Here is an 11,875-nt window from a genome sequence, read left to right as displayed (position 1 = left end):
CTTTCTCCTTACTTGTTAAATAGGCTTTTTAAACGAATTTTGAGCCATTCTTGAGCTGCTGGTCGCTGGTCGTAAGCAACTTGCATTGCAGTTACAGCAATTTTGCTTTGCATTACGGCGCTTTCATCCGACATTTGCGCGGCTGTTGGAGCCGATGGTGCCGCGTCTATTCCTAGACCAAATTGATTGTTGCCTTTATTGTCTTTGGTTACTTGGAACTTCAATTTATATAAGTCATACGTCCCAATTTTTGAAAAAGCAAAAGGTGTGCTGGTTGTTAAATTTTTAGGGAAATTAACATTAAGCGTAATGCCTTTTGGCAACAATTGGCCCTTACCTGCCTTAGCTTGTAATTCTTTTAATAACACTACGGTTTGTTTTGCCACAATTGCAGAGTTAGGGTTGTTTAAAGTTTTGTCATCTACCGTGTTTGTATCGGCGCTTAATGCAATAGATGGAATACCGCGGCCTGCCGAAAACTGAACATTGCCAATCGTGCCAGAGTGTACAACGACTTTTCCAACATTTTGACCTTCATTCGGGCCAGATAAAACTAAGTCTGGTGCTTTACCCCAACGTTTTGGTGCAACCACATCTAGTCCATAAACTGTTGCCATCACTGGTGTGCCATGCGTGTAATTCCAGTCGCCATTGGTATAACCTGCTTTGGTAAAGGTTCCAGCCGCAGGTGCGCCAATTGGTGCAGCACCATTGTGACAACCGTTTTCAGTTGCAATTTGCTTATCATTATCCGCAGAAATGGTTGTTGAGCTATACATGACGATTGCACCACCACGACCACTTTGTGGTGAACACGGTACAGACACAAGTACGCTATGACCATTTGCTTTTAATTCATCATAGAGTGCTTTGACATTGCTGGTTAGACCGTCATCGTTAACCAATAAAATATTTAGTGCAAAAGCTGGAGTTGTACACAAAGACAGAATAAGACCGCCCAATAAACTTTTTTTCATCACTTAACTACCATGTTCTTAAATTTCGATTTGTATAGTAGTTGCGCTATATGTACGTTTAGTGACTATGCTTCAATAAAAATTAAAATACTTTTCCATTAAAAATTAAATAATTATATTATAAATTATTGCTATATTTTCTTTTATAAACGGATCTTCAACTTCATCAATCATATTCAAAATGACAAAACCCACTTTCGTGGGCTTCATTCAAAGTATCACTTCAAGCTTTAAATTAAATACGTCCGACTTCTAGATATGGAATCAGGTTTTTATCAAAATGTGGTCGTGGGTCGCCTTCATAACTAATAAAACCATGCATTCCTGTTAAGCGTTCACCTTTATAAAACTGGTTTAGCTGATAGCGCGGGTCTTTATGGGAAAGCGTAAAGCTCACCACACCAACGCCCTGCTGCTTTGATTTGTTATAGGCATCTTCGAGCATTTTATGATGCAACGCCAAATCTTGTGGATGGCACATAAGCGTATGTAACACATGGTACTGAATAGAGTCGCCAAGTTTAGGCAAACGCATACCCTTAGTAATTGGAGTTAGCAAGTTATAAACGGGTCTAAAAATTCCAATGACTGAACTGTAATGCAAAATTTTGGTTTGTTTAATGCTGTGCTGATCCCACAAGCCAAACATGCCCACCAGTTTTTCACCCTTAAAATAAAGCAAAAAGTCCGAGAGTTTTATTCCTGAAAAATACTGATGCCCTTGGGCAAGTTCTTCAAAATTATAAGCAGGAATAAAGTTATAAAACTCGGCCATGTCGCTAATAAACTGGTTCATAGCTTCCACGTGCTGAGCTTCGGCAACACAGGTGCGGATCTCTTGAAGATTATTCTGTTTATCAATCTGCTTTAAGAAAGCCGTGATTTTTCTTTTTGCGCCCGTGTCGGTCAGGCTTAATGTCTCGATGAGCCCTTCATCATAATAATCAGGCATTCCCGTTTTGCCCGTTTGTATGGCAGCGCGTGCGGCATGGTTATCATCAAAAATAATCATTTGGCTATAATTCGGTTCATGCATGGTTTGTTTTACATGCTTTGCTAAAACCTTAACCAGTGATTTCCCACGATAATTGTGGTCTACTCGCAAATCCCCAGCGTATCGTAAGTTTTGAACGTTCCGATCGACATAACATGGGCGATGACCATTACTATAACAAGCGACATGCTTCTGACTCTCGGTGTCTTCAATCACAACATGCAATTTATGTCGATAGACAATATCAGACGCTTTAAAATAACTCGGTTCGCGCTGAAAGCTAATTTGAATCCCTTTGGTGGTCATGGGTACGGCAATCAAGTCTCTTAAAGCCTGATCGTCTGCCAAAGTTGCTTCACGGGTAATCAGGGTATTATCAGCAAGTGGCGGATTTGTTTTCATTCATTATTCACCTGTTGTGCGGTCTGTACGGGCACCAAATTATTTAAACGCCCCATTTGGTCGAGTAACTGATAGACAAACACCACTTCGTCTTGGTCATTGACTGTTTTTTGGGTTTGGACATCCAATAATTTTTGTTCGGTATTGAGCAAATCAAACGTGGTTTTGGTGCCAACATCAAACTCTTTACGTGTGTAGACAAAGGCAATCGACGCAGCCTCTATGGCATTTGCCAGTGCTTCTTTATTTTGTCGAATGGTTTGAAGCTGCGCGTAAGTCGTGCGGGTACGCTTATTCAAATCCAGTTCAAGACTTCGCGTTTTTTGGTTAGCCAAATCTATATCGGCTTGTGCTTTTTTGACATTGGCCCGATTTAAACCATCATCGTATAGCGGTACATTCAACTGCACCCCAACCATATAGTTATTACTTTCAGAACCAATATAGCTTGCTTCATCTTGCTTTCCGGCACGGCTGGTGAGCATGACCGTAGGCCAGAGTTCACGTTTAGTTAAAGCATATTGTTTCTCGGCAGCCTGTTTTTCATATTTGCTACGCATTAAAGCTGGATGGTTTTTGGTTTGAGCCAAAATTTCATCTAAGTTAGCGGGAATAGCGGGTAGTTTCTTAATTGCAGCAAGGTTTTCAGGCGTTACACCCGTCACTTGGTAAAACTGTGCTTCGCTTACGGTCAAATTAGATTGCGCCTGTGTAATATCGGCTTGACCTTGGGCAACTTGTGCCAAAACCTGAGCCAAGTCCGCGCGGGTAATCATCCCCACGTCAAAACGGCGCTTCGATTCATATAAAGACCGTTGCAGATTCGCCATGGTCTTTTGTCTGAGTTCTAAAATGGCTTTCTTCTTTAATACGTCGGTATAAACCATCACAGTATTTAAAATGGTTTCCGATCTTTGGTCAGATAACCCTTGGTTTTGTGCAGAGAGCTGGCTTTCGGCAACATCAATTCCTAAACGGTGTCGTCCAGAGGTATAAATCGGATAATCCGCCTGCAATTGCAAACTTCGACCTTTACGGTTTCCTTCGGTTGGAAATAGGACTTGTGAAGGCGTATCTATTCTTTCATAGTCAAGTTGCCCGACTAAATTGACTTTAAGTCCATCACGCTGTTTCGCTTGTTCAAGCATAGCGCTTGACTGATTCACGCTTAAACGGCTGACCTCAAGCTGACTTTCATGTCTTAAGCTGGCAGACAAAGCCTTGTCTAAAGTCATGGCATGTGTATTCGACACAAGCAACATGCCAAGATACACGGCGTGTCGAAGTGTTAAAAACCGAGTATTAAATTGCTTTATCCCTTTCATAGTTGTTCCAAACTATTGAGGGTGACTTTTTTGAGTGGCTCAGGCTTGATATTGCCTTCGATAATACCGTCAAACATGACCAGTTTTTTGTAAGCGCTCCAACCATTATTGGCCTGACGAATCTGTGGCTGATCTAACTGTCCCAGGTTGCGAGCAAGTTCATAATGGAAGTTTTGACGCAAAATACTGTCGATATATTCATTGCTAATGCTGTGATGAATTTCACCTTCAAAAAGCACGCAATAAAACGGCTTAACGTGTTGCTCGGTATCAATCGCCAGTAAAGAAATCGCTTTAGATTCTGTTTCATTTAACTGCGACAATAATTGCTGGGCAGTTTCAGGTGCGAGTTTTTCACCGACCAGATCTACACCAAAACGGCGGCCTTGGAACTCAAAACACGGAATTTGCTCGATAAGGCCAGTCACGCGTAAGCAATCATCCATACAGTAACGAAGCAAGCCATTACCAGATGTAATGAGTGGGCTCACCACATCACCTTGTTTAAGCTGCCACGACGGAATGATTTGACCTTGTTTGTCGCCCTCTAAATATTCAAATTCATAGAAGTGACTTTGATACGCCAGCGGGTATTGGTCATTATAGGGAATAGTCACTACGCCTTCCGTCGCCCATAGACCTTTTCCTTCAAACTGAACACTGGGTAATTTCTCTTTTAATTTTTCAGCCCAAGCTTTTGAACCTGCGGTATCCCAACTCGACACTAAACTTAACTTAGGCCATAGCTGTTTGAAGTCAATCTGTTCGCCGTTTGAGCTGTCAATTAAGGCTTGAGCGCTTTCAGGACTATGCGGTGCAGTCACTTCTTTTAATGAAGCCTGACGATTGCCCCATGAACCACTTTGTAAAACTTCAATAACTTCCTGTTGCATTGACTCTAAACGTTCAAGCAATTGCAGCGCAAACGTTGGACTCCACACCGAGATCATGGCTAAATTACGGTTTGCCACCAGATAACAAATCGTGGCAAAGAGTGCATCATCGGCATTGGCTGCAAATGCAACATTACTTGGAACCGCTTGGGTAAACTTAGATAAAATTCGCTTACCTACACCCAGTAGCGCACTATCATCATTTAAGTTTTTATCTTTTAAAACTTCACGCTGGCTTTCAGGTAACCATGACACCGACCAATAATGCGTTCCCGAACTCAGTTCCGGACATTTACGGTATAAACTCGCCATCCACGGCGCAATCGCATGGTCAAGCTCATCTAAAAACAGCTTGGTGTATGGAATAAACTTAATCTGTTCACTCGACCCACTCGTCGGCTGGAAACGAACAAGTTTACTGGTAGATAGTGAAAGTTTCTGTTCACGGTAACGTTGAATGTCTTCTCGCCACGCGCCGTAACGTGTCGCAGGAAATGATTTTACAAACTGCTCATAGTTTTGAACTTTTTTATCTTTGGCCAAAGTCGATGTCTGTAAAATCGAATGCAGAATTTGGCGTTGTGTTGCTTCTAACGCATTAAACCGTTTTTGAAAATTACGATCGGATGCATCACACCATTGTTTTAAAATCAGATGCGAACCCAAAGTTAGCCATTCATTAGGTTTCATTGGATGGCCTCTCTACGTTTTGTTTTATGTGTTACACAGGCTTCAAATTTTCCCTTACTCGTGGGTTTGGTGATGAGCTTTACTGGGAAACGCGCAAGATCTTTCCAGCCTAATCGACCAATACACGGTAATTCCGTACCCGCACTCCATGTTGGATTCATCTGCTCAAAGAAATGAATATTTGGGTTCTTTTCTCTCATTTCGGCAGTAATCGGTGCGACCTCACCTTTTAATGGTTGATAGTCATCTCCAAAATTTAAGAGGCCCGCATCTTTATCATAATATTCCCCAAAGAATTTCTCACAGTAGTGCTCGACCACTTCGGATAGATGCTGGTTTTCATCTTTAATATTTGGGTAGTACACATAGTAGTTATTGGCGAGTAGCAGGTAAGTTTTATAGCCTTTAGAAATGAGTAGCCAATAGAGTTCGTTAAATGGATATTTGATTCGAAGCTTGATCATGAGTTTGAGCATGGTACTTTGCAGACTACGCGTGCCCCAAAACTTCTTCAAAATGACCGTATCACCGCTAAATAACACGGTATAGTCCTTACCGTTTAAGTAAAAGTGCTGCACAACAACGGTTGAGAACCCCACAATCTCATCTGTTTCCGAGTCAAAAATTAAGATTGCACCGCTTTTATTTTTAAAATCATCTACGAAAATAGAAAATCTTGTATTTTCATAATACTGTTCGTAAATGGAATACATCACTTTTAATCGGTCAGTATCGATTTGCTCTTTTTCAAAATATTGACCATAAGTCGTGTTTTTCAGGTTCAATTTTGAAATCAATTTATACGTTGTATTAATCATAATCCTTTAACCTTCCACCTCTAATTTGCGAGTTCCCCGATCTCATCTACCGATATTAGAAAACTCATAAAAATGTTCTTTTTCTATGAAGGGATATGTTTTGATATGCCCTATTGTTTTTCATTCTTTGAAAGCTGCTCTTTATTTCTAAATAGCTACATATTCATTTTCTTCCCCCGATCCATAAAGATGGTTAAAAAGGCGGTCACAAACATGATGATTGCGAGCATGCGTAATAAATCATTAAAACTAGATGTAAGTGCTTGAAAATGAATGTCACGATAGATCACGCTGAGCGCTATTTGCTGTGCATTTGAGCCGACTTCCTGATATTGCGCCGTGAGCTGATCGAGTCTTTCAGTAAAAATCCAGTTCTGCGGGGTCATCGACTGATTAATCTGGGTAACATGAAGCGCAGTCAGCCAGTCTAATGATGAGTTAATCAGTGCTAGTCCAACCGCTCCGCCAATATTGCGCATCAGGTTATAAATACCGCTGGCATCGGCAACTTTACTCAGTGGCAAAGTGCTCATGGCTAAATGTGAAACCACAATTAGGCAGATCATGAGGCCAATACCACGATAGATTTGCGGCCAGAACATAAAGTCATAATCACTGTGAATGCTGAGGTGAGAATTGAGCCACACACCAAAACCAGCCAGAATCATTCCAATAAATACTGTTTTGCGGGTATCAAAATTGGGAATAAGCCACGCAAGGAACGGTGCGAAGCAGAACATAACAATGCCTGTCACCATCATGACGTGACCAATTTGGCTACTGTTCATTTCACGGACTTGCCCAAGGAACACTGGAATCATGTAACCCAAGCCATACAGCGCCATACCAATCACAAAAGTTGTGATGGCACTTAAGGTAAAGTTTTTATTCTTAAATACGGATAAATCGAGCAAAGGCTTGGGCTGGGTAAAGCTTCGAGAGAAGAAAATCATGCCGCCCACAACGCAGATCATGAAAGCAACCCGAACGCCTGTGTCTGCAAGCCAGTCATGCCGTGCGCCTTCATCAAGGAAATATTCCAGTCCACCCAAAAACATCGCCATACCAATGAGGCTGAGCCAGTCCATGCTTTTGATGAGTGAATGATTCGCACGGTCAATATTTGGACCTGTGTAGATAATCGTGGCAATGATAATGCCCGGAATAATATTAATCAGGAACATCCAGTGCCATGAAAAATTATTAGTCAGCCAACCGCCAATGGTTGGGCCGATGGCTGGACCTAAAGTACTGATCATTCCAAACATAACCAAAGGCAATGAACGTTTTGCTTCTGGGAAAAGTAAGTACAATGCGGTCATGGAGGTTGGAATCATCCCGCCGCCCATAAAGCCTTGAATGCCACGGAAAACCAGTAAACTCTCTAAGTTCCATGCCAACGCACAAAGTAAAGAACTGATGGTGAAGCCAATTGCACAGATGGTGTAATAGACCCGTGTCGAAAGCACTCGCGAAACAATACTCGACATTGGAATCGCAATAATTTCGGCAATTAAATAAACCGTTTGCACCCAAGTCACTTCATAGCGGCTTGCACTCATGCCAGCTTGAACTTCATTTAAAGAACTCGCCACAATCTGAATATCAAGAATCGCCATAAAGTTGCCAAAAATCATGGCAGCAAAAATTGCCCAAGCCGTCTTTGCGGGAAACTTCCACTCAGCGTCAATATGCTTATTCATTTCTGATTACCTAAAAATTTTATTATTAAGTTCTTAGGTCAACCGTAGCGCTAACCGACATTCCGGGTTTTATAAGATCAATATGCGGACTTGAATCTATGGCAATGCGTACAGGAATACGTTGTACAACCTTGTTAAAGTTGCCTGTGGCATTGTCTGGTGGCATAAGTGAGAAAGTTGCACCAGAGGCTGGTGAAAAACTCTCAATTGTTCCGTTGTAAGTCAGGCTTGGGTAGGCATCAAGTTTTAATTTAACTTTCTGACCAATATGCATTTTTTCAATTTGAGTTTCTTTGAAGTTCGCTTGTACATACAAACTATTTTCAGGAATGATCGCCATTAAGCGGGTTTGCGGAGAAACACGCGAACCTTTCTGGATCGCAAGGCTTCCTATTTTCCCTGCGACTGGGCTCACCACTTTTGATGAAGCAAGATCGACCTGATACAGGTTTAAGTTTGCATTGGCACTTTGAATATCTGCCAAAAGTTGCGCTCTACTGGCCTGTAAACTACCCAACTGAGCTTCTGCTGCATTTACGGCGGCTTGTGCTTTGCTGAGCTGTGCTTGAGCCGTTAAATATTGAGACTGAACCCCTTCAAAGTTTTGGCGGGTAATTACGCCATCTTTTAATAAATCTTGATAACGTTCAAAATCTTTTCTTAAGCGAGATAAGTCTGCTTGCGCTGCAACAACGCCACTACTTGCTTCAGTAATTGAAGACTTGGCAGACTTTTCATTTTGTTGTTGTACGCCTAGCGCCGCTTCTTTTAAGCTCACGACAGAACTAGCCTGATCATAACGAGCTTGGTAGTCGCGGTGGTCCAATATAGCTAAGGTTTCCCCTTTTTTTACCGACTGATTATCGTGAATCACTAACTCCATCACTTCGCCTGAAATCTTTGGCATCACCCAAGTGACATCTGCTTGCACATAAGCATTATCAGTAGATTGATAAAATCGGTATACAAAAAAATAATATATAATGCCCGCGACTAAAAATAACAGCAGGACACTAAAAACACCCCAAGTTATCTTTTTTCGACTTTGGAAATTAGTATCAGTTTCTAGCTGAGCTACGTTATCCATATTCATTCCGTTTATTTGTAATATTCGATTTTTTATTTACACCAATAAACTATTAGCGTCTTTTTTACGTAACTTTTCACTAGGTTTTATTAAATGAATCGTGATAGCGTAAAATTAGTGCAAATTATCATTCTTAAGTCAATTAAAGATCATTGACCGTTTTGACATATATTTTTTCTATTTCTGCCAATAAGCTAAATATTATAAAAACTATATTTAAAAATTATTTAATTTTAGATTTTGTCTAATATTTTTCTATAAAACTATTTTTAATTAAAATAATTTACCTAAAAATCAATTATTTAATATAAAATATATATGTTTTTAGATAATCCTACTTCTAAGAATAAGAAGAGTAAGTACAAAAAACTAATTACTAAACTCTAAAAATTACCTCAATTTTTTGAATACTACATATCATTAATTTAATTAATATGTGAATTTCATCACAATTAACAACTTCCCTGTTGTTCTTATGAAAATAAAATATAAATATTGTAGTTTTAAAAAAATAAAGAAACTTAAATATTAAAGTTAGCTCAATAAATATATTTCATAATTTTTGTAGTTTTTTTTAATAAGAGGACTACCCTAAAAGCAGTATAATTAATTATTAAACTTCTTTATAAACCTATAAAAAAGCATTTCTTGTTCATTTTTACTGTCAACTTAGGAGATGCACCTAATAAATTAAACAACTAAAATTACAGATTTATGAATTAAAATTTTTAATAATTACAAAGTCGCTAAATACCAGTTTTTCCAAGAACTGGTCCCTCTCGTTTCAAGTGGTACAGTTGGAATCAGTTTCTCTTTTAATATTTCGGTTTGTTCAACCGCTTTTGCAAGTCTTGCTTTGATTGAATGAATACACTCACGGTCACCAAATTCACAGCGGTCTAAAGTTGTACCGCCACAAGGCCCATTGGCTAAACCTTTTGGACACGTTTCAGGGCAAATATATAAAGTGTCACCTAAACGGCACTGACCACAGCTTTCACAGCCCACTAAGCTATATTTACTCAGCACTTCAGTTTTGAGTAGTACTTTGGCGACCAAAGTATTTTCCCAAAAAGATGCTTTAAAAATAAAGCGTCCAACGCCTTTAGCAATTTTCGACCCAAACATTGCTTCATGCATCACATGTAATTGGCGATATTTAATTAATTGTTTAGACGTTGGCTGACGAGAAAAACGAGCAATTTCAGGTGAAAACTCTTTGCCTGTCGTGACTTGCCAAAGTGAATTCCAAAGCTGCTCTAAGGAATCAAGCTCCAGATGTCTGTACTGCTCAATATAACTTTCAAGCAGCATTTGCTCTTCTGGCTTATGGCAGGCAGATAAATGAATCCCTGCAAACCCTAAGTGTTTGCAAATCAAAATCTGTAAAGCACAGCGCAAATAAACACGGTCTGTATGCCCTGCTAGTTTTTCATCTGCTAAGACTTTTAGCATGTGCGCAGTAATCACAATACCTGCGACCTTATGCTTCACCATAAAATTGGCGCGGCCCAAAGTTAGAGGCATGACGCAAGCCAGTATTTGCTGCAAATAGCCGTACTTTGTTAAAAATGATTTGGCTTGCTTTAAGGCATCAATGTCATAGCCCAATTGGGTAATGATAAAGTCAGCGCCTGCTTTAATTTTCTTATGCAGTTTTAAATACTGTGCGTCACGCTCAGCTTCAACATATTTAAATGGGTTAAAGGCAACGCCAATACGGAATCCACCATGCTGTTTAGCAGCCATTACGGCGTTTACAGATTCTAGGTATCGAGTACGAGGCTGTCCATTTCGACCATTATGATGTTCTTTGAGTTTATCGCCTGTAAGCAATAACAAGTTTTGAATATTGGCTGCTTGAGCTTGCTCTAAAAACTGCTCAAAGTCTTGTATGTCTCGGGCCTTACCTGAAAAGTGTAAGACTTTCTCTATTGAGTCAGGGTAACTTTTGCTGGCCTCAAGCGGCGCGACATCATGATCTGAATGTACACGATCTGCCAATGTCATTGCAGCCGGATATCCCGCCAACTCATGTTTCACAGGATAAATTTCATGCAGTGAAGTGAGGTATTCCACCAACACAAAAAACTGGTTTTGCTGGAAACAGAGAGAAACGTGTGACATAGGCAAAGTGCTGATCAAAACATGACATCAATCATAAGCGCGGCATTATAAAACAAAGTGCATCAATATGCGCTAGTCAGAAAGCTCATTGTTTTGTTTGTCTTCACCCTCTTTATTTCTTGGTAATTCGAGTGAACGAGGAAATATAAAATCAAAAGAATCGAGTGCATAGCGGTAAAGTTGAGCTGGTCGTTTACCCACAATTTTACTGTGATTGGTTTCTTCAACTGCGCCAGCTTCTATCATACGGCGTCTAAACGCTTTTTTATCTAGCGATTGCCCAAGAATAATTTCATAAATAGTTTGTAGCTCGGTTAGCGTAAATAATTCTGGCATGAGACTGGCGGGCAATGCGGTATAGCGAGTTTTATTGGTTAAACGCTCTAATGCCAAGGTGAGTAATTCGTTGTGATCAAAAGCCAATGCTAAATCTTGTGCTTTTGCTACAGGCACCCATTCGCTGTATTCAGCCAACTCTTGATGTTGATAGGCATTAAAATCGATTAAAGCAAAATACAAAATGGTCACGGCCCAGCCGCGCGGGTCACGTTTGGCGTTGCCGACAGAGGCAACTTGTTCCAAGTAAGGTGAGGCAATCCCTGTTTTTTCGACCAGCTTACGATAAGCCGTGGCCATCAAGTCTTGATCATGGGTTAAATCGGCAAAACCACCCGGTAAAGCCCATTGGTCTTTGGCTGGAAAATTCGGCCGTTTAATGAGTAATACCTGCAACTGACCATTAAATACCGAGAAAATAGCCATATCTACAGTCAGTAAAGGTGCGTCATAATCTCGGCGATCATAACTGGCAAGGAATTCTTGTTCAGTTTGAATAGTCACGTTCAGTCTCTCAATGAAA

Annotated in this window: 9 protein-coding genes; all 9 read right to left on the bottom strand. The window is 40.3% G+C overall.

Annotation, left to right across the window (positions count from 1 at the left end; translation table 11 throughout):
* Nucleotides 1-8: 8 nt before the first annotated feature.
* Entirely contained in the window at nt 9-980 is a 972-nt protein-coding gene (gene surE / locus AC2117_RS09190; RefSeq protein WP_133973561.1) for a 5'/3'-nucleotidase SurE, read from the bottom strand.
* A 232-nt stretch (nt 981-1,212) separates the two neighbouring features.
* On the bottom strand, nt 1,213-2,373 hold the full coding sequence (locus tag AC2117_RS09185) for a hypothetical protein (protein ID WP_133973559.1): 1,161 nt from the start codon (nt 2,371-2,373) through the stop codon (nt 1,213-1,215).
* Nucleotides 2,370-3,698, bottom strand: a complete 1,329-nt coding sequence (locus AC2117_RS09180; RefSeq protein ID WP_227549247.1) for a TolC family protein — start codon at nt 3,696-3,698, stop codon at nt 2,370-2,372. Before AC2117_RS09180 ends, AC2117_RS09185 begins: the two co-directional genes overlap by 4 nt.
* The gene (locus AC2117_RS09175) at nt 3,695-5,281 is read right to left on the bottom strand and encodes a GH3 auxin-responsive promoter family protein (protein WP_133973557.1); all 1,587 of its coding nucleotides are present in this window, start codon (nt 5,279-5,281) and stop codon (nt 3,695-3,697) included. Before AC2117_RS09175 ends, AC2117_RS09180 begins: the two co-directional genes overlap by 4 nt.
* Nucleotides 5,278-6,066, bottom strand: coding sequence for a hypothetical protein (locus tag AC2117_RS09170; RefSeq protein ID WP_171459089.1), 789 nt, complete (start codon nt 6,064-6,066; stop codon nt 5,278-5,280). Before AC2117_RS09170 ends, AC2117_RS09175 begins: the two co-directional genes overlap by 4 nt.
* A gap of 188 nt (nt 6,067-6,254) precedes the next feature.
* Nucleotides 6,255-7,802: a DHA2 family efflux MFS transporter permease subunit gene (locus tag AC2117_RS09165; RefSeq protein WP_133973553.1), complete on the bottom strand. Its 1,548-nt coding sequence runs from the start codon at nt 7,800-7,802 to the stop codon at nt 6,255-6,257.
* Nucleotides 7,803-7,827: 25 nt separating this feature from the next.
* Entirely contained in the window at nt 7,828-8,889 is a 1,062-nt protein-coding gene (locus AC2117_RS09160; protein WP_133973551.1) for an HlyD family secretion protein, read from the bottom strand.
* 735 nt (nt 8,890-9,624) lie between these two features.
* A complete protein-coding gene (locus AC2117_RS09155) occupies nt 9,625-11,016 on the bottom strand; it encodes a methylenetetrahydrofolate reductase C-terminal domain-containing protein (protein WP_197731012.1) in 1,392 nt (463 codons plus the stop codon).
* 72 nt (nt 11,017-11,088) lie between these two features.
* Entirely contained in the window at nt 11,089-11,856 is a 768-nt protein-coding gene (locus AC2117_RS09150) for an NUDIX hydrolase (RefSeq protein ID WP_133973549.1), read from the bottom strand.
* Nucleotides 11,857-11,875 lie beyond the last annotated feature (19 nt).

Source organism: Acinetobacter calcoaceticus, from assembly GCF_900520355.1.
In the GTDB taxonomy this organism is placed as follows: Bacteria; Pseudomonadota; Gammaproteobacteria; order Pseudomonadales; family Moraxellaceae; genus Acinetobacter; species Acinetobacter calcoaceticus_C.
Note: the sequence above shows the minus strand (reverse complement) of the source record. Positions and strands in the feature narration are given on the sequence as shown.

What these genes read in the sequence shown, in the direction of transcription:
- AC2117_RS09175 (WP_133973557.1), bottom strand. Translation starts at nt 5,281, where the DNA reads ATGAAACCTAATGAATGGCTAACTTTGGGTTCGCATCTGATTTTAAAA.
- AC2117_RS09160 (WP_133973551.1), bottom strand. Translation starts at nt 8,889, where the DNA reads ATGGATAACGTAGCTCAGCTAGAAACTGATACTAATTTCCAAAGTCGA.
- AC2117_RS09155 (WP_197731012.1), bottom strand. Translation starts at nt 11,016, where the DNA reads ATGTCACACGTTTCTCTCTGTTTCCAGCAAAACCAGTTTTTTGTGTTG.
- AC2117_RS09180 (WP_227549247.1), bottom strand. Translation starts at nt 3,698, where the DNA reads ATGAAAGGGATAAAGCAATTTAATACTCGGTTTTTAACACTTCGACAC.
- AC2117_RS09165 (WP_133973553.1), bottom strand. Translation starts at nt 7,802, where the DNA reads ATGAATAAGCATATTGACGCTGAGTGGAAGTTTCCCGCAAAGACGGCT.
- AC2117_RS09185 (WP_133973559.1), bottom strand. Translation starts at nt 2,373, where the DNA reads ATGAAAACAAATCCGCCACTTGCTGATAATACCCTGATTACCCGTGAA.